Below are 22781 nucleotides of genomic sequence, written 5' to 3'. Positions count from 1 at the left end.
TTGTGGTTGCTATTGCTTTCGTTGGTTTTAGCAAACATTATAACACATTATCCTTCGGGTGGGGGACTTTTTTTGCTTTAAATCGCTCAGTTTAGGTTATACCTTGCGATGCGGAACACGTGAAACCAGGCAAAAGTATTTGGATTCTCTGGATGAAAATCCTGATTTTTTAATCGACAGATCGTTTCTGAAGGCATCTGTTGCTGAAACTGGAAAGGACGCCCGAAACGAAATACAGAAGTGCATAAACAGCATGAAAAAAAGCAGCGACAGCAGCCGCCGGCGCCATGATGATGCCAAAGACAAAAACTTCAGGCTTTGTCTTTCTCATCTTCGGTCAGAAAAATTATTGGATATGAAATGGCAGGCTTTTCAGCAGCTGACAAGAAGTATCGACGATGCCAAAACGCGTTATATGCTTACGAAAGATTTGAAAGGAAGTATTCCATATTCAACCATTGCGAAAAAAATAAAAGAAAAAATCAAATCTGATAAAACCAGGACCTCTTTGCCGGAACTTAAGTTGATATCCGACGATGATCTGCGTTTGCATAAAAACAACCTGGAAAAACGCATAGGCCATTTTGGAAAACCGGCTGCATTGCTTTCCACCAGGTTGCGTAAAGCCGGGATAGAAGAAGATTATATATATTTTTACTTTTCAAGGATGGATTGATTTGGATGACACCGGAAAAGGATTCTTCGGCGAAACTGTTGCGCCAGCCGACTTCGCAAACCCGGCAGCTGAACTTTTTTTGGCTCATAAAGGAAAGCAATAAAATGATCGCCCGGATTTCGACACACGGATAAGATTGAAATCAGCGCCGGCTTATTTTCACCGATGGTTTGGCTTTTTGCGCATATTTTTTTACCGGCATCGTCAGCGACGCTGGAAATTATTGCTTGAAAGGCGAAGGGGTTTTGGGAAAAACTCGTCCGGAGATAAGGGTTAAAACAAGGCGTCTGACTCCATGGCCATTGAAAACAACATAAAGCGGCCCGCGGTCTTTCTGGACCGGGACGGTACCATTATCGAGGACCGGGGCCATCTCTCCCGGCCTTCGCAGGTGATATTTTTTGCAGGAACCGTTTCTGCTCTGCGCCGTTTAAACGAGCACTTTGAGCTGTTTATTGTTACCAATCAGTCCGGCGTTGCCAAGGGATTGCTGACAATGGACGATGTCGGGTGCGTCAACGGGCATGTGGTGTCTTACCTGGCCGAATGCGGAATCCGGATCACAGATACCTACGTCTGCCCCCATGATTCTTCGGACGGCTGCGAATGCATCAAGCCAAAGCCCTATTTTCTCAAAAAGGCGGAAAAGGATCACGGAATCGATCTTTCCCGGTCTTTTGCGATAGGGGATCATCCCCATGATGTGGCGTTTGCGGAAAACGCCGGTGTACGCGGCATTTACGTTTTGACCGGCCACGGAATAAAGCACCGGCATGAACTTTGGAAAGATGCCGTGACCGCCGACGGGATAGAGGCGGCCGCTGATATCATTTGCGGAAATCCAGCACGAGACTTCTGATCATTTTCCGGAATCATGCGTCTGGTCCCGGAGTTCTTATCCGCAATGAAAAAGGGCTTCATGAATAAAATCAAATATTTGATTTTATTCATGAAGCCCTTTTTCATTGAAACCGGTTTTGCACTTTATCAATAAAAACTTAAATTTAATTTGTGCAGATAGAACCAACAACGGCATAGGACGCCTGGAAGCGGGCATCTGTGCGTTATGTCATTATACCGAAATAGAAAGGAGTATAAAATGAAAACATTCATATCCGCTATATTGACGGTACTGGTAATGACAGTTTCAGCATACGCAGCCGAGGGCATGATTGACGTTAAAAGTTCTTTCGGAATGAAAGAAACCGGAGACAGACTGGAAAGTGTTCTGAAAGACAACGGCATGACAGTATTTAACAGAGTTAAACACTCTGAAGCAGCTAAAAAAGCAGGGGTAAAGCTGCGGGAAACCGAACTGATAATTTTCGGGAATCCTAAAGTGGGAAGCCCGCTTATGAAGTGTCAGCAAAGCGTGGCCATTGATCTGCCGCAAAAAGCTCTAATCTGGAAAGATTGTGAAGACAACATATGGATATCATATAACGATCCTAGATATTTGAAAAAAAGGCACAATGTTTCCGGCTGCGAGGAAATGATTTCAAAAATTGAAAAGGCTCTTGCCGGTATGGCAAAGGCTGCAGCAGCAAAATAGAAAATATAACAATGCCAGTTCAGCCGGCCCAAAAATCCGCGCGTCTGATTACCGGCGTTGTAAAGCACAAACATAACCAAGGTATGCCAGGGGGTGCAGGCATAAGATGTCTGAAAAAAATGATTACCAGAGCACACACCAAAAAAGAAACTCAGATCATGAGTGGCCTTCGTGGTATTCTGCGCTAAGGAACTTTCGCCGGCCAAGTACCATAAAAGCCGCCTGGCAATTGACAAATACCCTTCTGCCTTACGGCTGCCTGTGGCTGATTATGATTTGGCTGATTCATGAAGGATACCCATATTGGTTGACCCTGATGCTGTCGTTTATTGCGTCCTTGTTTCTTGTCAGGATTTTCATTCTTTTTCATGACTGCGTTCATGGCTCGCTGTTTCCTCTGCAGAGGGTCAACACTTTCTTCGGCCATGCATTGGGTCTGTTGGTATTCACCCCGTTTGATGACTGGCGATTGAGTCATCTTCGGCACCATGCCAGCTATGCCGACCTTGACGCACGCGGGTTTGGCGATATCTGGACCATGACCCGAACAGAATTTGAAAAAGCATCTAGGACACATCAGATAGCGTACCGCATATACCGTAATCCTTTGATACTTTTAGGCATGGGCGCTATTTTCAGTTTTGTGCTTCGTTTTCGATTACCAGGGCGAATGTCAAAGCGCAAAGCACGTGCCAGTGTCGTGTTTACCAACCTATTCATCGTCCTCCTGGTTATGGCCGCTGTGCAAACCATAGGCTTGCGAACGTTTATTCTCATTCAGCTGCCGGTGATCTGGTTTGCGGGAATAATGGGAATTTGGCTTTTCTATGTGCAACACCAGTTCCAAGGCGTATATTGGGCGCGCAGGCAGGAGTGGGATGCGTTGCGGGCAGCCATGGAAGGCAGTTCTTTTTATAAGTTGCCGGCGGTACTGCGTTGGTTGACAGCCAGCATCGGATATCACCATGTTCATCATCTGAGTCCCCGGATTCCGAACTATCAACTCAAGCAGTGCCATGATTCCGTGCCGGAGCTTAAAAACAAGCCACCACTTACTATCCGGAAAAGCCTGTCCGGGATTCGTCTGAAACTATGGGACGAAGAGCGAAAAGAATTGATCGGTTTTCCCTGAATGGCTGGAGGTTCATTCCATACCGGGCGGGCATTGTCGCCAGGAATCAATGATCCCGGCACTGCAATCGACATCGTGGGTCGGCATGAATCCAGGGCAGATGTCCTGATCGCCGCCGGGATAGCGGCGGCCGCTGCCATCATTTGCGGAAATCCGGTACCCGGCCGATTAAGCTGAACGTTGTCGGCCATTAACGCATAGAGGTATAAATCAAATGGCGTCATCTCAAAAAGAATTGTTCCGGTGGGCGGAGCAAATACCAGCGGAATCATGGATCGATCTATGTAATCGTTCACCTCAACAAGCAGCGGAGTCTGTCGGTGCGGTATGGGATGGCAAATTTTTTAAAGTGCCTCTGTTGGGTGTCCAATATATAATTGATCCGGCCAATCAGCGAATCAATATGGCAAGCAATGCCGACCATCCAGTCAGTTATCAGGCTGGCATTTTACTGTTAACCACCTTATCTTTTTCCAAAGGAGTGCCACCAAGTGGACGGCTGACTGTGCCGCAGGAACTTCCCGGTGGACGGATGTTTTTTACCGGAGCTCATGCCCTTGCTACTCAGCCTTTGGCCAAACGTTTCGAAAAAGCTTCGGATCAGCTGGTCAATCGAGCCATTGAAATCGGCGGTGAAATGATTGAGGGCGCGGATATTGCGATTCGGTTGCCCGGGCTGCCATACGTGCCGCTATACATTTTATATTGGCAAGGAGATCAGGAAGTACCTGCCAGAGCAATGATCGGAATAGATGACAGAGCATATTTTCATCTCGATTTAGCTGGTGTCTTTGCACTGACCAACATACTTGTATTCGAATTCTGCAGAGTTGACAAAAATCGAACAACAGGCTGAAATTATCTGATTCAGGGTGGCTAATCGGGAAGCGCTGACCCAACAACTGCACAGGACGCCAAGGAGCAGGCGCCTGTGAGGCATGCCGTCCGGTTGTGGAGAACGCAGGAATGACTGAGGTGCCGCCGTCACCCTGGATGAGCGGGTGACGGCCTGGTTGACGCTTAACTGGGGTTGGACTTACGGCACGCTATAAAACGATTGCCCGAGGGGCTCGTGAAGGGCTGTCAGAAGGTGCGCCGTTTCCGGATTTTTGTAAGGCAGGCACGGAAACGACTTATGCTTTTGCATGCCGCTCCCGGCCTGGAGGCGCTGATGCTGAACCCTTTTTCACCGGAATTGGGCACAAATTGAGACAGGCGCTTACAAAGCACTCTTTGCCATTGCAGCGAGGGCAAAAAGTGCAATTATGAAAGGATTTTCAAAATGATCAGCAGGTTGAAGCTCCTTGTGAGCCGACTGCGAGAACGGTTATGGTTCAGGCCCTTTGCGATGTGCATGTTGTCAATCGGTCTGGCGTTTCTGGCCAAGGCCGCGGATTTCGGAAACGTTCCAGCGTTTGTCCCGGATATCTCGGCCGAGACGGTTGAAACTTTGTTAAAAATCATTGCCGCCAGTATGCTGGTGATCGCCACCTTTGCAGTCGGCTCAATGGTCTCCTCCTACGCTTCGGCAAGCCGTTCGGCTACCCCGCGCAGCTTTCCGCTTGTTCTCTCCGATGACGTTTCACAAAACGCCCTTTCCAGTTTCATTGGATCGTTTATTTTCAGCATTGTCTCTCTTATTGCTCTTCTGAACGGCCTTTATGACAAAGGAGGTCGTTTTGCCCTGTTCTGCCTCACGCTGTTTGCCTTTGCTGCCGTAATCCTGACCTTTTTGCGGTGGGTGGATCGAATTGCGCGCCTGGGGCGTCTTGGGACAATAATCGACAAAGCTGAATTAGCTGCTGCCAAGGCGTTGCAGACCCGCCTGCGGAAGCCCACACTCGGAGGCGTTTCAGTCCAGCCAAGGGCCGACAAAGGTGAGCCCGTTTACGGAGAGACGGTGGGCTACGTGCAGCAAATCAAGGTTTCCCGGCTTCAGAAATACGCGGAGCAATCAAATGTACGAATTGAGGTTGCTGCGATACCAGGGACTTTTTCCATGCCCGGACGGCCTTTGGCGTTTATAATCACCACGTCCGGGGATACTTCAGAAGTTGACCCGAAGCCAATAGCGGCTTGCTTTGAGATTGCCGGCGACCGGACCTTTGATGACGATCCAAGGTTTGGGCTCGTGGTTCTTTCCGAGATTGCAAGCCGCGCCCTTTCGCCGGCGGTAAACGACCCCGGGACTGCGATCGAAATTATTAACGCGTTTGTGCGGATTTTTGTACTGTGGAGCAAGCCAGTCAAAGAGGAAAATAAAATTTCATGTGAATACGATCGCATTGAGGTGCCAGAAATTTCTATACACGATATGTTCGATGACGCGTTTATGGCTCTGGCCCGCGATGGGGCCGGAGCCGTCGAAGTTGGTATTCGCCTGCAGAAGGCACTGCACGCATTGGCCAAGGTCGGAGACCAAAACATGCAAAAAGCTGCTCAACATAATGCGCGGCTGGCTATCACGAGGGCGGAACTGGCATTGGATTTGCCGGAGGATCTCAATGCGATACGATCCGCGGGCATGTTCGCCGATCAACCATCGTGACACCCTCAATTCGTTTTGAAAACCTGTTAAACTTTTTTCTCTTCTGAGACATCTGTTCATTTTACCGGTCAACCCTACCCTACCAAAACGTACTTCAATTTTCAGATAGTTATTCATTTTGTCCAATTCAGCGAAGTCGGTTTCTGCAAAGACGGGAATATTCAGGGCTCAAGCCGCCCATGAGTGAATTTTACTTGCATAAGCAAAATCATTTTTTATAAGCGGTTTCTTTTACGCAACATATTGTTCCCGGTATTTTATTTAAACTGCTTGAGCCTATCATTAAGCGAAAGGGAGGCGAAATGAGTGAAAAGGACGCGTATCAGAGAAAACGGGTTTCTGCCGATGCGGCCGTGGGCTGTGTTGAATCCGGTGACGTGGTTGATTACGGTTTTTTTAACGGAAAGCCCGTGGCCTGCGATCAGGCGCTGGCCAGAAGAGCCGAAGAACTCCGGGATGTATGCATTTATTCAGCTGTCAACCTGCCGCCCGTGCCTGCTGTGACAAATTTCCCGGAAAGCTTCATTTATATTGACTGGCACTGGAGCAAGCTGACCCGGATCCTGCACCAGGAGGTCAATCCCATCTACTATTGCCCCATTCAGTATCACCGGGGGCCTTTCTACTACCGGCACCTGACCGACAGCCGCAAATACCGGACCGTGGATCACAACCGGGAGACAGACAGGCGGCACAAATGGATTTCCATCTGTCAGGCCGCTCCCATGGATGAGCACGGGTTTTTCAATCTTGGACCGCAAAACTCCAGCGCTTCGGCCTGCATCGAGGCCGCAGATGTCGTTATCATCGAGGTCAACCGGAAACAGCCCGTGGCCCTGGGCGGAAGCGAGGAGTCGGTCCATATCTCCCGGGTGGACTATATCGTGGAACAGGCCCCCGAGGATCAGGACCTCTATGATGCACCGTTGGCTGAGCCTTCCGAGACCGACAGGCAGATTGCAGCCAACCTCATGCCGTTTATCCATGACGGCGCCTGCATCCAACTGGGCATCGGCGCCATGCCCAATGCCGTGGGCCGGATGATCGCGGATTCGGATCTCAAAAACCTGGGCGGACACACGGAAATGCTGGTGGATGCTTACGTGGACATGATCGAGTCGGGCCGGATGACCGGCGCCTGTAAAAACATCGACCGCTACCGCTGCGTCTATACCTTTGCCATCGGTACAAAGCGCCTCTACGATTTTATTGACAACAATCCGGCGCTGGCCTCCTGTAACGTGGATTATACCAACGATCCGCGAGTGATTTCACAAAACGATAACATGGTCAGCATCAACAATGCCGTTCAGGTGGATCTGTTCTCCCAGGTCAATGCGGAGAGCTCGGGCGGCAAACAGATTTCCGGAAACGGCGGCATGTGGGATTTTGTCCTGGGTGCAAGCTGGTCCAAAAACGGCCGGAGCTTCATTTGCCTGGCCTCGACCTATACGGACGCCGGCGGCAATCTCCAGTCCCGGATCATCCCGGCGCTTGCTCAGGGCAGCATTACCACGATTCCCAGGCAGATGGTGGATACCATTGTTACCGAATACGGCAGTGCCCGGATGACCGCCTGCCCGACCTGGATGCGCGCGGAAAAACTCATCAGCATCGCCCACCCCGACTTCCGCGAAGAGTTGATCCAGGAGGCTGAAAAATGGGGAATCTGGCGTCAGTCCAACAAAAAGTAAGGGCTCAGAGGCTGCATGCAAAAAAAATAAGCGCAAGCTCACCTTCCTGGATTTTCCCTTCCGGTCCGGGACAGGGAGTCATTTCCCTCAGATGGGATATGCTGCGCAAACCCTTTGTGGCAATGTGCCCCGGTGGATGGGAATCATAAAAAACAAGGCAATATTTGTTTGAAAAATTCGGCGTTTTGGTTAAACTCTTCAGTTAGGGGGCTCTATTGGGGAAACCTGTTGGCGTCAGGTCGCGGCGGTGAAGATACACAGGCGATCAATCCATCAAAAATTGAAAGGAATGGAAATGTATCCAAAAACAAAGATTGGAATCATTATCTGTGATCGTTACCGCCGCTGTGCGGGTGGAAAGTGTTTCCGGGCCATGAGAAACAAGGAGGGGGCTTTTGATATATATCAGGACAGAGAAGTTGAGCTGGTGGGTTTTACAACCTGTGATGGCTGTCCCGGAGGCAATATCGAGTATGCGGGCGAGGAGATGGTGAAAAATGGCGCAGAAGTTATTCATTTGGCAACCGGCCTGGTGGTTGGCTATCCTCCCTGTCCCTACATTGAAACATTTAAGGCTTTTCTTGAAAAACGCCATGCGGTCAAAGTCGTTGTCGGCACTCACCCTATCCCGAAAAAGTATCTTGAAATGCATACGCATCTCGGAACATGGGATGACCCTGCGTGGAAGCCGCTTATCGACCCGACCATGACTGATGAAACCATCCGTGAAAGTTACAATTAAACGCCATTTTCCGGATTGCCGCCGGCATGATGGACAACCCGGATTTTGGTTCAGCCCGATGAGACCGGCGCTTAATCTTTTTGGCACGCCTTTTGTCAACATCAAGGGATAGCCAAATGATTGAAAAAATTTTCCAGAAACCATACCACAAGGGAGCCTGCAATCAAGTATAACTATTTATAGTTACAGTTATATATTAACATTGTCAATTTGCCCTGCCAACCAGGGCCGGACGTCTAAAAAATGGGAAACTTTAGTAAATAATGGCTATAATGGAATTTGTACAAATAGTGGCTTTATACCAAGGAATCATTTTCGGCTTGCTGTCTGGTGATAAAAAAAGCATCAGAAAAATCCATTAAAACGCAGAGAAACAAATAAAAGCAAATTGGTGTACCTCAAATTGAAACGACTGATTTTATTGGTTTTAACCGGATACCGAATCCCATGATATCATCCCGAAAACAATTTATTGAACTTGTGCAAAAAGACATTGTTCCGCCGGAAAACATTGCCGAAGCCCTCCGGACCACAGGGATGCTCCCCGACGGCAGGGCCTGGCGTGGCTTTATCGACCGCCTCCTGTTATGGCTCGGCGGCCTGGCCCTGGCGTTTGCAGCCATGTATTTTATTGCCTACAACTGGGACGCCCTTGGCCGGTTTGTCAAATTCGGTATGGCAGAGGGGGCAATGATTCTGTTCATTGCGGCTTTTTGCCTGGTTGCGGACCGATCGGCCGCAGCCAGGGTGTCTTTGCTTGCAGCCGCCATCTGCCTCGGGGTTTTGCTGGCCTTGTACGGCCAGACATACCAGACCGGGGCTGATCCATGGCAATTGTTTTTCACCTGGGCGGCCCTGATGCTTCCCTGGGCCGTTATCGGAAAATTTGCCGGCATCTGGATTCTCTGGACGGCGATTTTAAATATTACCATAATCCTGTATTGCCGGACCTTTCCGGAAGCCTTCGGGTTTCTTCCCGGTTCCCGCTCGGCTATGATATGGCTGATATTTTTTTTCAACAGCCTTGTCCTTACCGTGTGGGAAATTGTCGGGCAAATCCGCGGCCGCCCCCCAGAGCGCTGGGCAGTCCGGCTGCCGGCCTTTATTGCCGCCGCTGCCCTGATCGTCCTTGTGCTGCAGGCCATTTTTAACCCGGGAAACAGCGGCTGGATCACCGTCATGGTCTGGGCCGTCTGGCTGGGGGTTGTGTATTTTGTCTACCGCAAGACCATGCCCGACTTGTTCATGCTTGTCTGCGTGTGCCTGTCTGCAATCGTCGTGGTTGTGGGATTTTTAGCTTATCATATGCCGGATGAATTCTACCAGCCCGGTTTTCTTTTGCTTGCTCTGGTGGTAGTCGGAATGGGAGCGGGTGCGGGTTTCTGGCTTAAAAACGTGAACCGGGAATTACAGTCATGAATCAATCCGCCAAACAACCGGCCGATATCCTGTATCAGGCCGGCCTGGCCAAAAGCGCGTCATCTGGTGAAAACATACCGCAGTCTTTCTGGTATGTGAAGATGCTGCTGGGTTTTTCCGGATGGCTGGCCGCTTTTTTGCTTTTATGTTTTCTTGCACCGGCATTCGATTTTTTCATTGAAAACAAGCCCGCGCTCCTGATCACCGGCGGCTTAATGATCTGCTCCGCTTTCGGACTGTTGCGTGTTTCCGGAAATGATTTTTATCAGCACTTGGCCCTGGCCCTCAGTCTGGCCGGACAGGCACTTGTGATCTTTTTAATATTTGACTCTGTCCCGGACCGGGGTGTGCTTGCCTGGTTGGGTGTGTTTGCGTTTGAAGCGATCCTGGCTGCGGTTATTCCCGATTTTGTTCACCGGGTGTTTTGTTCATTTGTCGGGGCTGTGGCCTTTGCCCGGATGCTGACTTACCTGGGTTGCCCGCATATTGCCGGCGGTGTACTTATTCTGGCAGCCAGCTTTTTTTGGTTGAATGAATTTTCCTGTCTGCTTCGAATAAAGACAATCCAGGCCATTGGCTACGGCCTGGTTCTGGCCCTGATCCTGTTTGAAACAATCACCCTGCTGGGTTATAATGGAAGTTGGTCACCACTTACAAGCAGTTCGCCGGTCTTTCAAACCGCTCCCTGGATGGGGGAGGTGCTGATCGCTGCAGCGGCACTTTATGTGGTCCTGCACTTGCTGAACCGTCATAAGCAGCCCATGCCCGGGGCGGTTTCCATAAGCGCTTTTCTCGGCACCCTGGTGGTGTGTCTTGTGTCGGTTAAGGTGCAGGGCCTTACCGTGGGCATGGTCATCCTGCTACTGGGATTTGCCGGGGCAAACCGGGTGCTTATGGGGCTTGGCATTGTTTCCCTGCTTTTCTACATTTCTTCTTACTATTACCTGCTGGAAACGACACTGCTGGCAAAATCCCTGACACTGCTGGTCGTGGGCCTGGTTCTGCTTTGTTTGCGCTGGCTGATGCTGCATATGCTACCTGCGCCAAAGGAGGCAAGGCATGTCTAAAAAAATCGCTGTGGCCGCACTGGTAATCATCCTGGTACTTGTGAACTGGTTTATCCACGACAAGGAAAAACACCTGGCCGAAGGCAGAATCGTGTATCTCGAACTTGCACCCGTGGACCCGCGCTCGCTGATGCAGGGAGACTACATGGATCTGCGCTTTGAAATGGCCCGGAAACTGCTCAACGCCCTGCCCAGGACAAAAAAAGGCCGGGAACAGCCGGATGAAGCAGCAGCCGAAGACGGCTTTGTGGTGGTACGGCTGGATAAGCGCAATATCGGTTCCTTCCAGGCCCTTTACAAGGACCAGCCCTTGTCTGAAAACGAAATTATCATGCGCTACCGGGTACGCAGCAAACGGGTCAGATTTGCCACCAATGCCTTTTTCTTCCAGGAGAGACACGCAAAATACTATGAACCTGCCAGATACGGCTGTTTCCGGGTAAACGACGATGGAGATTTGCTCCTGACTGGATTGTATGACGAAAACCTGGACAAGCTGGGACCGCCTGAACCGCAAAAATCCTGAAGCCCCCGTCATCCGGTGATGCAAACACAATTTTGAGAAGCATTTGTTTGACACATCTGAATGACAAGGAATATTGACAATAGAAACAATTAACTGGTGGGCCGGGATTAACGGCACAACATTGTCCAAATTTCAAAAGGGAGCAAAAAAATGTCTGAAAAAAAACTGCCCAAAAACTACCAGGTAATGGAGTCTGAACATCCCAGGCTGATGAAAGCCGTCTCCGAGCTCGGCCTGGCAGCACGTTCGGAAGGTCCGCTGGACGAAAAAACCGTGGAACTTATTCAAATGGCCGCTGCAGCCGCTCTCCGGCTGGAAGGGGCCGTGCACAGCCATGCCCGCCGGGCGCTTAAAGCAGGTGCAAGCCGGGAGGAAATCCATCACGCCCTTGTCGTTCTCACCTCCACCATGGGTTTTCCCTCAGTGGCCGCAGCCATGAGCTGGGCCCGGGATATCACCGACTGACGCCACCGGCGATCAAAAGTTCATGGCCCATGATAAAGTCAGCCGCGTCCATGAGACGGACGGCCCGGATTTACGAAATTGCAAAGGTTTGTTATGACGCATCCCAGAATTGATCACTGCGCTTTTGGTCAAATGACGATTAACGGAAAAACCTTTTCCTCTGACCTGATCATTGATACAAACGGAAATATTCGGGACAACTGGCGCCGCCGCCACGGCCACAACCTTGTGCCCGAAGACCTGGGGCCGCTGACAGACGACACCCCTGATAAAATCATCATCGGCACAGGAGTCAGCGGGCGCATGTCAGTAGCCGAATCGGTCAGGGAGGCATGCCGGGCCCGGGGCATCGCAGTCGAGGCACATCCCACTGCTGAGGCGGCGCAGAAATTCAATGAAGCTGTTGAAACAGGCGGCCTCGTGGCTGGATGCTTTCACCTGACCTGCTGAAAAACCAATTAACATCAATCATAATCAAAAAGGAAACACGCATCATGGACAAGCAAGACTGCATACTGTTTAGCGGCGGCACCAAAGGCGCCGAGGCGGAATTCGGGGCCAATGCCGAGCGTTACGGGATAGAGGAAGTCAATTTCTCGTTTGAGGGACATGCCATTGTCCGCAGCCGCGGAATACGGGTGCTGACCCACGAGGAGCTGAAAAACGGGGATGTGAGCCTGGAATATATCTCAAGGCTGATGAACCGGCGCTATGCCAAAACCCCGATGATCCGCAAGGTTCTGCAAAGCATCTGGTATCAGATCAACAGCGGAAGGGAAATCTATGTTGTCGGGGAAATCCTGGATGACAAGACGGTAAAGGGCGGTACCGGCTGGGGTGCTGAGTTTGCAAAACTTTGCAACAAGCCGTTATATGTCTTTGACCAAAAACAGAACGCCTGGTTTGAATGGGACAAAACAGACTGGACCGAGTGCAAAAAAGACCAGCCGGTGATCACCCAGCCCCGTTTCACTGGAACCGGGACCCGCTATCTGGCGGAAAACGGCAAAAAAGCCATAGCTCAACTGTTTGGCAGAACCTTTGGATAGCCGGTCAGCCTTAAGCGCAGGTGCAGGAAACAAGGAGGTTGCCATGCAGGCAGAAGCAAACGGCATAAACATCCATTACCAACTCACGGGACCGGCGTCCGCCCCTGTTGTCATGTTAAGCCATTGCCTGGCCGGGACCATGGGCATATGGGACCATCAAATAAAGATTCTTGAACAGCAATACCGGGTCCTGCGCTATGATTTGCGGGGCCACGGGGCCACATCTGCACCGGACAAGGACTACAGCATGGAAATGCTGGCATCTGATGCCGCGGCCCTGCTCGATGCACTGGAAATCAAACGCGCGCACTTCATGGGCATCAGCCTGGGCGGTATGCTCGGCCAGAGCCTGGCCCTGATGCACCCGGAAAAAGTCTCTTCCCTGATTCTTTGCGACACTGCCTGCAAAATTGCTCAGCAAACCCATCAGGACTGGGAAGAGCGCATTGCCGCGGCCCGGCAACACGGCATGGCCGCCCTGGCAGACGGCACCATGCAGCGATGGCTCAGCCCGGAGTTTCAAAAAGCGCATCCGGATATTGCGGAAAAAATCAGAAACATGATCCTGGCTACGCCGGTGGCCGGGTTTGCCGGATGCTGCCGGGCAATCCGGAATTTTGACGTCAAAGACAAAATCAGCCGGATTTCCGTACCGGTGCTCATCATAGTGGGTGAAAACGATCCGGGAACCCCTGTTGAAATGTCACAGGAAATCCGGGAAGCCATGTCCGGGGCTGAAATGGTGACCCTGCCCCGGGCCTTTCACCTCAGCAACATCGAGGCGGCAGAGCTGTTTAACCAAACCGTGGCCGATTTTCTGGCAAGGCATCAATAAGGGACTCCGGGAACAAAACATGGCAAAACCGCTTGACCAATCCGGGCCAGGGCGGTAAAAAGCCGGCAGCCATGTACTCCTGGAACCTACAAAACGAACGCATTGAATCCGAAAACTACCTGATCGGCCGTCGGAGCGATTTTACGGCCACTTACATGCAGGTGGCCAACCTCCAGTACATCATCGAAACCCGGCCCGAAATTGTCACCACCGGAACGGTCCACGCCCTTTGCTGCGTGCTTGAAGGAAACGAGCACGACAGTCAGCGCCAGGTTTTTTTCCTGTTTAAAAAAGCGGCTGACGCCATTGCAGACATCATCTGCCGGGCGCCTGAAAAAGAAGTGGCCCACACGGCGGGAAAAACCCTCTCCCGCCTGCTGGCCGCACACAACGGCCATCGGTTCAGGGCCGTGGCAGAAGCCATGGGCGCCCTGCCCGCGGCGGAAAACCTCCGCAAACAGACCGCTTATCAACTCCCGGAGCCCGCAGTCGAACCGGTGTGCGATATTTCAGCCCTTGTTGGCAGGCGGCCGGTGGACATGCTGCACTGGATGGGAAGAAGCGCCATACTCAAAGACCCGGACCGGCCTGAAAGCATTCTGGTTCTCAAATTTGCCCGTACCGGGCAGAAGCTCTCGGAGCTGGCCGCAGAGACGTTCTGGATGCAGCAGTTGTCCCGGCTGGAACTGCCCGCCCCCTTTGCCTTTGACATTCCCCGGCCGGCCGGGGTCCGGCACGCGCCGGTGATATTCCGCATCGAGGATAAAGCCCTTGCGATCCCCGAGGGCGCAGACATTGACACCCGCCGCCACGCCATTGCGTTTCAGACCGGGCCGGACTATTTTTCCTATCCCAATCACCCGGTGAACGGAAAAATGCCCGGCATGGAAGAATGCCGAACCATTCTGGCAAGAAATGCAGGCATTTTCGGACATCTGGCATCCCTTGGCATCGTCCACACCGCCCCGATCCCCCTTTTTCACAACCGGGTACAGCGACAGCGCAGAAACGATGCAGGGCTTTATCAATGGCGGCGCGCCGGCCGCCTGGACCAGTGGCTGGCATCATGCCGGTTTCCCAACATCAGCAAAAGCGGCGTCCGGGACTTTGAACACTTCATCGCCTTTGACGGGCCCACCCGCCAGCTCTACGACCACATCGGCACCCATGTGTTGAGCCTGGTTCTGGTAGCCGGCAGCTACTGCAGAAACCATGATGAAGCCAGAATCGGCGTGGATGACAAAGGGTGTGCCGTGGACGCCCGGGATCTGTTTGACCGGCAATGGCTCAGCCAAGTGCTGATCGATATTTTCAAAGCCTATTATCAGGGCTTTACCCAAACGGCCTTTTGCACGGACCTGCCCTTTGACCCCCAAAGCCTGAGCCGCCGCCTGATCGAGGAAATGGGCGTTGACCGCCACATGGAGGAAATTTTGCGCATTGCCGAGCAGGAGGCCATGAGTGATGCGCAATTCAGGCGGTTTCTGGAAAGCCGGGGTTTTGATCGGCACTCCATTGAGGACCTCCAAAAAGACAGCCAGGACATCCACATCCTTACCGGCCCGCATCTGGGCGGGTTTAACCAAGCCATTTCCGTTCCGGAGCTTATCGAATACACGGCCGCCCTTTCGGCCCTGTGCATCATGGACCGGTTCTGCCGGCAGCGGTTTGCCGCATAACCGCTAAAAACGGATCCCGCACTCCTTCATGCCGGCCACGCCCGTAGCCGTGTTTAAGGTATCGGCAATGCCGCAGGCCGCCAGGTTGATCTGGGTCTCAAAGGAGCGCACCCCGGTGTTGCATACCAGCACCAGGGTCTTGTCCCTGGGCACCTCGTTGATCCGGGCCTGGAGCTGATCATGGGGGATGCTTTTCCAGATATCCGGATATTTTTCCTCAAAAGGCTTGGCATCGGCTTCAGCCCGGCAGTCCAGAAAGAAATATTTTCCGCAGTCCCGGTTGTTCCAGCACTCTGCAAAGGCTTCTGCGTCAAGGGGTTTGTACCGGCCTTCCAGATAATTTTCAGCAGCATTGCCAAGTGCATTGACAATGTCCATGGCAGAGGCAAACGGCGGCGAATAGGCCAGCTCCAGGTTGCTCACATCCTCGACCGTGGGCTGGTAGGCCAGGATGGCGGCCACGGCGTTGACCCGGGCATACATCCCGCTGGACTCCCCGCCAAATCCCTGGATGCCCAGCACCCGCCGGGTCTTTTGATCCACCACCAGCTCAAGGAAAATAATTTCCTTTTCCGGGTAAAAATGGGCGCGGTCAAACTGGCTCACCTGAATGCCCACTGCGTCAAAGCCTTCTTTGCAGGCCTTTTCCGGAGTCAGGCCGGCACCGGCTAAGGCCCCGTCAAACAACTTGACCACAAAAGATCCCACCGCACCCTTGAAACGGGCGTCACCTCCGGCCATGTTGGTACCGATCACCCTGCCCTGGCGGTTGGCAATGGAGCCCAAAGGATAAAATCCAGGCTTACCGGTGATCAGGTTGGTGACCTGCACGCAGTCGCCGCCGGCGTATATATCCGGATCAGAGGTCTGCATCCGGTCATTGACCGCGATAAAACCGCCGGGCGCCACTTCCAGGCCCGCCTCTTTGGCCAGTTCCCCGTTTGGCTCAATGCCAACGGCGGAAATCACAAGGTCGGCCTCCAGGGTGCGGCTGCCGGTTTTCACCGCTGAAACCCGGCCGTCAGTGCCCTCAATGGCCTCAACGGCTTCGTTGAGGTAGAAGGTAACGCCGTTTTCCTCCATCCGGCGCTGGGCCATCTGAGCCAGGTTGCGGCTGACAAAGCCGGGCATGATCTGGCTGCAGTATTCCACCACCGAGGTTTCGATTTCCCACATATCGGCCAGGGCCTCGGCCATTTCCAGGCCGATGAACCCGGCACCGATAATCACGGCCTTTTCCACCTGACCGCCGGTGACCAGTTCCTTGATGGCCATGGCCTGGTGCAGGCTGCCCACGCTGTAGACGTTTTCAAGATCCATTCCGGAAATGGGCAGATTCTTGGCCCGGGTGCCGGTTGCCAGCATCAGCTTGTCATAGCAAAGATCGGTTTCCTGCCCGTCTGACTTGCGGACCCGGACGGTCTTGTTTTGCCGGTCAATGGACAGTGCCCGGGTGCCGGTCATGGCTTCAACACCCTTGTCGTTTTTGAAAAACGCCTCATCGCGGACCATATGAAAGCTGGTGGAGCGCAGTTCCTTTTCATCGGTGACATCGCCGGAGACATAATACGGAATGCCGCAGCCGCCGTAGGAAATATAGGTATCCGCGTCAACAAGGATCACCTCTGCATCCTGGCGAAGACGCTTAAACCGGCATGCCGCTTTGGAACCTGCTGCCACCGCACCGATCACCACTACACGCTCTGTCATAACAACCCCCTTTTATTCGTGCCCTATATTTTATCAATCAAAAACAAAATGAGCATAAGACTGAAACCAAATACTATAGGGAATTTCCGCCGGGCAATGCAAGGGGATTTTCGGCAAAAACATCTGAAACAGGCGAAAATGGCTATTCCCCGTAACTCCAGGAAAGAATCAGTTCCCGCTGCATCACGCTTTGGGGTGAGGCCATGGAAGCGGTGGCCGTATGGCGGCGAAGATCATCAATGGTATCCAGAAGGCTGGGATCGGCCGGATGGCCGTGTCTGACAAGGTAGGCGCCCACAACCGTGCCGGTGCGGCCGATGCCGGCCCAGCAGTGAACGTAAACCGGCTTTCCATGGGCTATGGCGGCATCGATTTCATCGAGGATCTCCATGAGCTTTTTTCGGTCCGGAATATCAAAATCCCGGACCGGCATGGAGGTATAAACTGCATCAATTCCCTTTTGACGGGCCACACGTCGGACCACTTCCCCATAGGGGGGATGATGCAGGCTCAGGCGTCCGATTTCCTGGGGTTCGGTCAGATCCACGATTTTGCGGATGCCTGCGGAAAAAAGCGCCTCCAGACGCTTTCCGGATTGCTCCGGGGTGTAGGACAGCGGATATTCACCGGCCATCAGCCGGTTTTTTTCCACCCAGTAGGCATTGCGAAACGGCAGTTCCCGGGGTTCTTCCTGAATATCGATCATTTGGAATTTTCTTGGAAGAATTTTTCTTCGGATTCTTTTTCGGAAGTTTTTTCAGCCAGCCGGGCCTTGCGCCGGGCCATGGCCTCTTTGTTGCGGCGCTTTTCTTCCGGGGTTCGGACAATTACGGGGGCAATGGGCCGGGGCTTCATCTGCGCGTCTAAGCCCACATAGGTAATGTAGGCCGAAGCAATGTGGCGGCGCTGACCGCTGAGCAGGGTTTCGGCCTCCACACGCACGCCGATTTCCATGGACGTGCGGCCGGTCATGTTCAGACTGGCCGAAAGAATCAAAAGATCTCCGACAAATGCGGGGTGATGAAAATCCAGGCGGTCCACGGACGCGGTGACCGCGTTGCACCGGGAATGGCGGATGGCCACCACCCCGGCGGCATTGTCAATGAGCTTCATGATGGTACCCCCGTGCACGTTTCCGGCCGGGTTGGCATCTGCCGGCTGCATGACCTGGGAAACGATCACCATGCTGTCTTTGACCGGCTTGCCCCCGGCTTCCGGTTCAGGGCATGCGAATGTATCTGTCATGAAACATGTACTCCTTTAAAGATGATGGCACCGTAAAAAGTCCAATATCTGCGTTACACGCGATTTCTCAGAATTTCACGTAAGGATAACTACGCTGCATTCTTCGAAATCGCACAAGCCTTGATCTTGAACTTTTTACGGCGCCATCTGAAAATCAACTTTTTACGAGCGCGTCAAAGATGCATTGCAGAATCCGGCATTAAAACATCTTTTCCACAGGACGCCGCTCCGGGACAACAACATGCGGGATGGTTTCATTGTTCCATGCCTCGCTGACATACAGGTGGCAATAGCAGCTGCCGTATTCCCGGACATCCGGCTCCCGGTAAACACACGGGCAGATAATATCTTTGTCCTTTTCAAGGTCACCGGAAGCCAGCCGGCAAGGACAGCTCATGTGGCCGTATCGCTCCTTGTTGGCCAGCAGGCCCTCGAGAAGCTCAAAAACCAGCTCGCGGTCCTTGTTGAAGTAATACCCCTTGGGCTCCTGCACCTTTTTAAGCTTTTCATACAGTTCTTGGGCATTCATGAGATTCCCAGCGCCTCCTTGATTTCATCTTCCCTGTAGCCGACAATGACTTTTTCACCGATTCGGATGGTTGGAAACGAGCAGCGGGGATTTAACGCCTTGACATCCTCGAGCACCGCCTGGCGCTCTTCGCTGTCGAGCAGATCCACCTCCACGGAATCATAGCTGACATTGCATTCATTAAGCAGTTCCTTTGCCTTTTTGCAATGTCCGCAAGTACTTAATGCATATACCGTAACGTCTTGTTCATCTGTCATGTTCACAGCTCCTTGGGGCATCGGGTCAACCTGAATTTTTAACAAGCGGCCGGTCAATCACACCCGGGTTGCTCAATATCCCGGTGTTTTCACTCAAACCGCACAACCATTTCCTCGTAGGATTTTCGCCATTTTGCCGGCAGCAGGGTTTTGTCTGACCTGAAATACCCCACGGACAAAAGCAGCGGAATCCAGTAATTTTCCGGGATATGAAATTCCTTTCGCACGCCCTCGATGTCAAAGCCGTCCATGGGATGGGTATCCACTCCCAGATCCTTGGCTGCAAGCATCAAAGACATGGCGAAAAAACCGGTGTTTTTGCAGGCAAAGGCCACCTGCCGCCCGGCACTTGCGCCGTAGAGGTTCTTGCAGGCATCATTGAACCACTCCCGCTGGGACTCTGACATCATACCGACTTTCACAAGGGAGTCAAAATTTTTCTCCACAAAGGGGTGCCCGGCCTGCCAGGCATCCATATCCGCCAGCACAATCAAGGTCACCGGGGCTTCGCTGACCTTGGGCTGATCCCATGCGTGCTTCTGCAGGCGCAGTTTCTCTTCATGATCGCGCAGGACCATCAGGCTCCAGGGCTGCAAATTGAAGCTTGACGGGGCCTTGGCCGCGGTTTCAATGATCTGGCGCAGCACATCATCGGCCACGTCCTTTTGAGGATCAAAGAAATTCACCGCCCTGCGGTTGTCCATGACCTGTTTGAAGTCCATAAATGCTCCTTTCCCGGCATTCTATTTCATGGCCTGGCATTCCTTGTCCCACTCCGGACAGGCATCTTTCATGGCCACTTCGTATTTTTCCATGCACTGGGAGCATTCCAGTTTTGCGTTGGGCACATTGCCGAATTTTTTCTCAATCTCCTCAGGGGTCAGATGCATCACGGCACTGCACCCGCACTGGGGGCATTTTGCTTTTAAACGGTATTGTTTGGCCATTACGAAACCTCCTTTGCTGTCATAAATCAATTATAATTGTTATCCGGGTTCATCAGGACGGTGCGTCCACTGAGTCCTCCTGTATTTCAAGAAACCGTCCAAGGGCGGAAAGCAGTTGGGGCGCACTTTGGGAATTTTGCCGGAGCCGCTTTTCCGACGCCTGAAACGTCTTTTGCGCCGCCTCGTAAAAGCGCTGTTCATCGGTGATCCGGAAAAGCCGGACACAGTTTTGAGCAGCCACTGAGTTGGCTGCAGGAATCACATTGTCTGTCAAATCCCTGGGCCGCATGATCAAATGTTTGTCCTGATCAACTGCGGTCATGAAAAACCCGCCCTGTTTGTCATCAAAAAACAAATCCAGCATGACAGTCCCCATCTGCCGGGCCTCCCGGAGGTATACCGGATCAAGGCCATGTTCATAAAGATCAAGCAGGGACTGCACCAGCATGGCATAATCGCCGGCCATGGCAAAAACCTCCCGCTGCCCGTCAGCCCATCTCCGATAAAGCCGGCCGTCTTGTGAAACCATGCGGTTCAGGATAAAGTCAACCGCCTTTTGGGCCCGGTCCAGATAAGCCGCATCCCCAAGAATCCGGGAGGCTTTGACCAGGGCCGATATCATCAGCGCGTTCCATTCAACAAGAATTTTTTCATCCCGAAAGGGCCGGGGGCGGCGGTTTCGGGCCGTGCGCAGCTTTTCTGCGGCCTGTCGGCCAAGAGATTCAACCGTTTTTTCATCCATGTCGGTCTCCCGGGCCACCTGCCCGATGCTGCGCGCTTCATACAGGATGTTTTTGCCGAGAAACTCACCGGACGGATCGGCCTTGACATTGCCGTTTTCCCCCACGCCGTAATACCGGCAGAAGATTTCCGATTCGTCTTTGTCCAAAATGGAATCAATTTCTGATTTTTTCCAGACGTAAAATGCGCCTTCGGCCTTATGGCCGCCAGGTGCCTGTGAATCCGGGCCCGAAAGATCCAGGGGATAGCTGTCAGCATCTTCCGCGGAATAAAATCCGCCCAGTTCATGGGTCATGTCCCGGTGGATGTAATCCAGGGTTTGTACGGCAATGCTGGCAAAACGACTATCGCCTGTAATCTCGTAGGCCTCGAGCAGCACCGGGATCATCTGGGCGTTATCATACAGCATTTTTTCAAAATGGGGCACGTGCCAGGCATTGTCTGTGGCATACCGGTGAAATCCGCCCCCGAGATGATCGTAAATTCCGCCCTGACTGATCTGTGAAAGGGTATGGACAGCCATATCCAGGTATCTTTTTCCGTTTTGCACCCGATCGGTGTCAAACCGCAGACGGCGGTAATAAAACAGCAGAAACCGCAGAACCGCAGGCATGGGAAACTTGGGCGCCCGGCTGAAGCCGCCGGCTCCCGGATCATAATTTTCGGCAAAACCGGCTGCAGCCGCATCCAGCAGGGTCTTGTCCGGGCGGTTGGGATCTGCGCCGGCTTCCATGTCCTGGAGATGGGCCTTTACCGCATCAGTGATGTTTTCCGCCGAGGTCAGCAGTTTCTGCCGCTGTTCAGGGTCCTGCCAGGCCCGGCCAACGGATTCCACCACCTGTTTCCAGGAGGCCATGCCGAAGCGCTGACGGGTCGGAAAATACGTGCCCCCGAAAAAGGGTTTGGCATCCGGGGTCAAAAACACATTCAAAGGCCAGCCCGCGGATCCGGTCAGGGCCGAGACGGCCGTGATATAGATCTGATCCAGATCCGGACGCTCTTCCCGGTCGATTTTGATGCTGACCAGATTCTCGTTCATGATCCGGGCGGTTTCCGGATCGGAAAAGGATTCGTCTGCCATGACGTGACACCAGTGGCAGGTGGCATATCCAATGGAAACCAGCACCGGCTTGTTTTCTCTTCCGGCCTTTTCAAAGGCCGCATCTCCCCACGCAAACCAATCCACGGGATTGTCCGCATGTTGCCGCAGATACGGGCTTTTTTCGTTTATCAGCCGGTTTGAATTTGTTTCGCTGGATACAGCCATATATTTATTCCTGTTGGTTCCAAAATAATATGCGAAAAAATTTTTGCCAGCCTGCGTACCCTGTGCAACGGTTTAAACCCGGTGCGCCCTGTGTTTCATGAAACAAAAATGCATCATGTTTCCGGATTTTTGAGACAAAAGCGTCTTTTTTTCAAGCCGTGGCCAGCTGCTCTTCCAACCACTGGCGAACCTCGCCTTCAATGGCATAGACGCCCTTCTGGTGGCCGGTGTCAAGGCGGAAGCGCCGGACCAGCCAGTCGGGCATGGCGATCTTGGCCAGTTCTTCTGCCTGCTCGGAATTGCGCCGGATCAGGTAAATCACCGGGGGCTCATCCCAGGCGTAAACCACGAAATAATAGGAAACATCGGACTTGGAGCGAATCACGTACTTGCCGTAAACCCAGTTGTTGCCCCATTCCAGATACAGGCGCACGGCCTCTTCCGGGGTCATTTCCCAGTCGATTTCATTTATTATATCAGGCTGTTTTCGCAGTTGTTCGATATCTGTCATCATGGATCTTTCTCCTTGTCTTGTGCAAAATAGTATGCTGAATCAACAATAGGCCCTGATTTGACGCCGTGCAAAGAAAAATGCATGAATCATGCCTTTAGCGCTGCCTTTGGCAGGGGCTGCGGGGCCTGGCGCCCCTGCCGGAAATCCGCATTGTCCGGGGGATGTCGAATTTTCATGGCATATTTCT

At 52.5% G+C, this 22781-nt stretch carries 25 protein-coding genes; 16 read left to right on the top strand and 9 right to left on the bottom strand.

Annotated elements, in window-relative coordinates; all coding sequences use genetic code 11:
- Positions 1 to 139: 139 nt before the first annotated feature.
- The 16 genes from ACTCIA_RS01890 (at position 140) to ACTCIA_RS01815 (ending at position 15384) form a co-directional block, all read left to right on the top strand.
- Positions 140 to 676 (top strand): hypothetical protein, encoded by a 537-nt coding sequence (locus tag ACTCIA_RS01890; RefSeq protein ID WP_463000111.1) that lies wholly within the window; start codon positions 140 to 142, stop codon positions 674 to 676.
- Between the two features lie 295 nt (positions 677 to 971).
- Complete coding sequence (locus ACTCIA_RS01885; RefSeq protein WP_463000110.1) at positions 972 to 1535, top strand: D-glycero-alpha-D-manno-heptose-1,7-bisphosphate 7-phosphatase; 564 nt, start codon at positions 972 to 974, stop codon at positions 1533 to 1535.
- Between the two features lie 240 nt (positions 1536 to 1775).
- On the top strand, positions 1776 to 2228 hold the full coding sequence (locus tag ACTCIA_RS01880) for a DUF302 domain-containing protein (RefSeq protein WP_463000109.1): 453 nt from the start codon (positions 1776 to 1778) through the stop codon (positions 2226 to 2228).
- A 106-nt stretch (positions 2229 to 2334) separates the two neighbouring features.
- Positions 2335 to 3360, top strand: a complete 1026-nt coding sequence (locus ACTCIA_RS01875; RefSeq protein WP_463000108.1) for a fatty acid desaturase — start codon at positions 2335 to 2337, stop codon at positions 3358 to 3360.
- A 214-nt stretch (positions 3361 to 3574) separates the two neighbouring features.
- The gene (locus ACTCIA_RS01870; RefSeq protein ID WP_463000107.1) at positions 3575 to 4216 is read left to right on the top strand and encodes a DUF3786 domain-containing protein; all 642 of its coding nucleotides are present in this window, start codon (positions 3575 to 3577) and stop codon (positions 4214 to 4216) included.
- A gap of 426 nt (positions 4217 to 4642) precedes the next feature.
- Entirely contained in the window at positions 4643 to 5908 is a 1266-nt protein-coding gene (locus ACTCIA_RS01865; RefSeq protein WP_463000106.1) for a DUF2254 domain-containing protein, read from the top strand.
- 302 nt (positions 5909 to 6210) lie between these two features.
- Positions 6211 to 7602: an acetyl-CoA hydrolase/transferase family protein gene (locus tag ACTCIA_RS01860; RefSeq protein WP_463000105.1), complete on the top strand. Its 1392-nt coding sequence runs from the start codon at positions 6211 to 6213 to the stop codon at positions 7600 to 7602.
- A 295-nt stretch (positions 7603 to 7897) separates the two neighbouring features.
- Positions 7898 to 8344 carry a CGGC domain-containing protein gene (locus tag ACTCIA_RS01855; RefSeq protein WP_463000104.1) on the top strand — a complete coding sequence of 149 codons (447 nt, stop codon included), beginning with the start codon at positions 7898 to 7900 and terminating at the stop codon, positions 8342 to 8344.
- Between the two features lie 447 nt (positions 8345 to 8791).
- Positions 8792 to 9763, top strand: coding sequence for a DUF2157 domain-containing protein (locus ACTCIA_RS01850; RefSeq protein WP_463000103.1), 972 nt, complete (start codon positions 8792 to 8794; stop codon positions 9761 to 9763).
- Positions 9760 to 10830, top strand: coding sequence for a DUF4401 domain-containing protein (locus ACTCIA_RS01845; RefSeq protein ID WP_463000102.1), 1071 nt, complete (start codon positions 9760 to 9762; stop codon positions 10828 to 10830). The genes ACTCIA_RS01850 and ACTCIA_RS01845 overlap by 4 nt, the downstream gene beginning before the upstream one ends.
- On the top strand, positions 10823 to 11356 hold the full coding sequence (locus tag ACTCIA_RS01840; RefSeq protein ID WP_463000101.1) for a GDYXXLXY domain-containing protein: 534 nt from the start codon (positions 10823 to 10825) through the stop codon (positions 11354 to 11356). The genes ACTCIA_RS01845 and ACTCIA_RS01840 overlap by 8 nt, the downstream gene beginning before the upstream one ends.
- A 150-nt stretch (positions 11357 to 11506) precedes the next feature.
- Positions 11507 to 11821: a carboxymuconolactone decarboxylase family protein gene (locus ACTCIA_RS01835; RefSeq protein WP_463000100.1), complete on the top strand. Its 315-nt coding sequence runs from the start codon at positions 11507 to 11509 to the stop codon at positions 11819 to 11821.
- A gap of 93 nt (positions 11822 to 11914) precedes the next feature.
- On the top strand, positions 11915 to 12271 hold the full coding sequence (locus ACTCIA_RS01830) for an Mth938-like domain-containing protein (RefSeq protein ID WP_463000099.1): 357 nt from the start codon (positions 11915 to 11917) through the stop codon (positions 12269 to 12271).
- Between the two features lie 44 nt (positions 12272 to 12315).
- On the top strand, positions 12316 to 12870 hold the full coding sequence (locus ACTCIA_RS01825; protein WP_463000098.1) for a hypothetical protein: 555 nt from the start codon (positions 12316 to 12318) through the stop codon (positions 12868 to 12870).
- Positions 12871 to 12913: 43 nt separating this feature from the next.
- Positions 12914 to 13705 (top strand): 3-oxoadipate enol-lactonase, encoded by a 792-nt coding sequence (gene pcaD / locus ACTCIA_RS01820; RefSeq protein WP_463000097.1) that lies wholly within the window; start codon positions 12914 to 12916, stop codon positions 13703 to 13705.
- A 32-nt stretch (positions 13706 to 13737) separates the two neighbouring features.
- The gene (locus ACTCIA_RS01815; protein ID WP_463000096.1) at positions 13738 to 15384 is read left to right on the top strand and encodes a SidJ-related pseudokinase; all 1647 of its coding nucleotides are present in this window, start codon (positions 13738 to 13740) and stop codon (positions 15382 to 15384) included.
- Positions 15385 to 15387: 3 nt separating this feature from the next.
- Here the strand turns inward: ACTCIA_RS01815 and ACTCIA_RS01810 are convergent, their stop codons facing one another.
- From ACTCIA_RS01810 to ACTCIA_RS01770, 9 genes are all read right to left on the bottom strand, one after another.
- Positions 15388 to 17094 carry an FAD-dependent oxidoreductase gene (locus ACTCIA_RS01810; protein WP_463000095.1) on the bottom strand — a complete coding sequence of 569 codons (1707 nt, stop codon included), beginning with the start codon at positions 17092 to 17094 and terminating at the stop codon, positions 15388 to 15390.
- Between the two features lie 142 nt (positions 17095 to 17236).
- Entirely contained in the window at positions 17237 to 17800 is a 564-nt protein-coding gene (locus ACTCIA_RS01805) for a protein-tyrosine phosphatase family protein (protein WP_463000094.1), read from the bottom strand.
- The gene (locus tag ACTCIA_RS01800) at positions 17797 to 18339 is read right to left on the bottom strand and encodes an acyl-CoA thioesterase (protein WP_463000093.1); all 543 of its coding nucleotides are present in this window, start codon (positions 18337 to 18339) and stop codon (positions 17797 to 17799) included. Before ACTCIA_RS01800 ends, ACTCIA_RS01805 begins: the two co-directional genes overlap by 4 nt.
- Before the next feature lie 199 nt (positions 18340 to 18538).
- Positions 18539 to 18868: a ferredoxin-thioredoxin reductase catalytic domain-containing protein gene (locus tag ACTCIA_RS01795; RefSeq protein WP_181551033.1), complete on the bottom strand. Its 330-nt coding sequence runs from the start codon at positions 18866 to 18868 to the stop codon at positions 18539 to 18541.
- Positions 18865 to 19125: a glutaredoxin family protein gene (locus ACTCIA_RS01790; RefSeq protein ID WP_463000092.1), complete on the bottom strand. Its 261-nt coding sequence runs from the start codon at positions 19123 to 19125 to the stop codon at positions 18865 to 18867. The genes ACTCIA_RS01795 and ACTCIA_RS01790 overlap by 4 nt, the downstream gene beginning before the upstream one ends.
- Positions 19126 to 19214: 89 nt before the next feature.
- Positions 19215 to 19847 (bottom strand): nitroreductase family protein, encoded by a 633-nt coding sequence (locus ACTCIA_RS01785; protein WP_463000091.1) that lies wholly within the window; start codon positions 19845 to 19847, stop codon positions 19215 to 19217.
- A gap of 21 nt (positions 19848 to 19868) precedes the next feature.
- Positions 19869 to 20072, bottom strand: a complete 204-nt coding sequence (locus ACTCIA_RS01780; RefSeq protein ID WP_181551036.1) for a hypothetical protein — start codon at positions 20070 to 20072, stop codon at positions 19869 to 19871.
- A 52-nt stretch (positions 20073 to 20124) separates the two neighbouring features.
- Positions 20125 to 22080, bottom strand: coding sequence for a thioredoxin domain-containing protein (locus ACTCIA_RS01775; RefSeq protein ID WP_463000090.1), 1956 nt, complete (start codon positions 22078 to 22080; stop codon positions 20125 to 20127).
- A 151-nt stretch (positions 22081 to 22231) separates the two neighbouring features.
- Complete coding sequence (locus ACTCIA_RS01770; protein WP_463000089.1) at positions 22232 to 22594, bottom strand: DVU0772 family protein; 363 nt, start codon at positions 22592 to 22594, stop codon at positions 22232 to 22234.
- Positions 22595 to 22781: the final 187 nt, after the last annotated feature.

It is taken from the genome of Desulfosalsimonas sp., from assembly GCF_055149105.1.
Note: the sequence above shows the minus strand (reverse complement) of the source record. Positions and strands in the feature narration are given on the sequence as shown.

Excerpts from the sequence above, each read along its gene's own strand:
- ACTCIA_RS01885 (WP_463000110.1), top strand. The coding sequence starts at position 972 with ATGGCCATTGAAAACAACATAAAGCGGCCCGCGGTCTTTCTGGACCGG.
- ACTCIA_RS01880 (WP_463000109.1), top strand. The coding sequence starts at position 1,776 with ATGAAAACATTCATATCCGCTATATTGACGGTACTGGTAATGACAGTT.
- ACTCIA_RS01875 (WP_463000108.1), top strand. The coding sequence starts at position 2,335 with ATGTCTGAAAAAAATGATTACCAGAGCACACACCAAAAAAGAAACTCA.
- ACTCIA_RS01870 (WP_463000107.1), top strand. The coding sequence starts at position 3,575 with ATGGCGTCATCTCAAAAAGAATTGTTCCGGTGGGCGGAGCAAATACCA.
- ACTCIA_RS01865 (WP_463000106.1), top strand. The coding sequence starts at position 4,643 with ATGATCAGCAGGTTGAAGCTCCTTGTGAGCCGACTGCGAGAACGGTTA.
- ACTCIA_RS01860 (WP_463000105.1), top strand. The coding sequence starts at position 6,211 with ATGAGTGAAAAGGACGCGTATCAGAGAAAACGGGTTTCTGCCGATGCG.
- ACTCIA_RS01855 (WP_463000104.1), top strand. The coding sequence starts at position 7,898 with ATGTATCCAAAAACAAAGATTGGAATCATTATCTGTGATCGTTACCGC.
- ACTCIA_RS01850 (WP_463000103.1), top strand. The coding sequence starts at position 8,792 with ATGATATCATCCCGAAAACAATTTATTGAACTTGTGCAAAAAGACATT.
- ACTCIA_RS01845 (WP_463000102.1), top strand. The coding sequence starts at position 9,760 with ATGAATCAATCCGCCAAACAACCGGCCGATATCCTGTATCAGGCCGGC.
- ACTCIA_RS01840 (WP_463000101.1), top strand. The coding sequence starts at position 10,823 with ATGTCTAAAAAAATCGCTGTGGCCGCACTGGTAATCATCCTGGTACTT.
- ACTCIA_RS01835 (WP_463000100.1), top strand. The coding sequence starts at position 11,507 with ATGTCTGAAAAAAAACTGCCCAAAAACTACCAGGTAATGGAGTCTGAA.
- ACTCIA_RS01830 (WP_463000099.1), top strand. The coding sequence starts at position 11,915 with ATGACGCATCCCAGAATTGATCACTGCGCTTTTGGTCAAATGACGATT.
- ACTCIA_RS01825 (WP_463000098.1), top strand. The coding sequence starts at position 12,316 with ATGGACAAGCAAGACTGCATACTGTTTAGCGGCGGCACCAAAGGCGCC.
- pcaD (WP_463000097.1), top strand. The coding sequence starts at position 12,914 with ATGCAGGCAGAAGCAAACGGCATAAACATCCATTACCAACTCACGGGA.
- ACTCIA_RS01810 (WP_463000095.1), bottom strand. The coding sequence starts at position 17,094 with ATGACAGAGCGTGTAGTGGTGATCGGTGCGGTGGCAGCAGGTTCCAAA.
- ACTCIA_RS01805 (WP_463000094.1), bottom strand. The coding sequence starts at position 17,800 with ATGATCGATATTCAGGAAGAACCCCGGGAACTGCCGTTTCGCAATGCC.
- ACTCIA_RS01800 (WP_463000093.1), bottom strand. The coding sequence starts at position 18,339 with ATGACAGATACATTCGCATGCCCTGAACCGGAAGCCGGGGGCAAGCCG.
- ACTCIA_RS01795 (WP_181551033.1), bottom strand. The coding sequence starts at position 18,868 with ATGAATGCCCAAGAACTGTATGAAAAGCTTAAAAAGGTGCAGGAGCCC.
- ACTCIA_RS01790 (WP_463000092.1), bottom strand. The coding sequence starts at position 19,125 with ATGACAGATGAACAAGACGTTACGGTATATGCATTAAGTACTTGCGGA.
- ACTCIA_RS01785 (WP_463000091.1), bottom strand. The coding sequence starts at position 19,847 with ATGGACTTCAAACAGGTCATGGACAACCGCAGGGCGGTGAATTTCTTT.
- ACTCIA_RS01780 (WP_181551036.1), bottom strand. The coding sequence starts at position 20,072 with ATGGCCAAACAATACCGTTTAAAAGCAAAATGCCCCCAGTGCGGGTGC.
- ACTCIA_RS01775 (WP_463000090.1), bottom strand. The coding sequence starts at position 22,080 with ATGGCTGTATCCAGCGAAACAAATTCAAACCGGCTGATAAACGAAAAA.
- ACTCIA_RS01770 (WP_463000089.1), bottom strand. The coding sequence starts at position 22,594 with ATGATGACAGATATCGAACAACTGCGAAAACAGCCTGATATAATAAAT.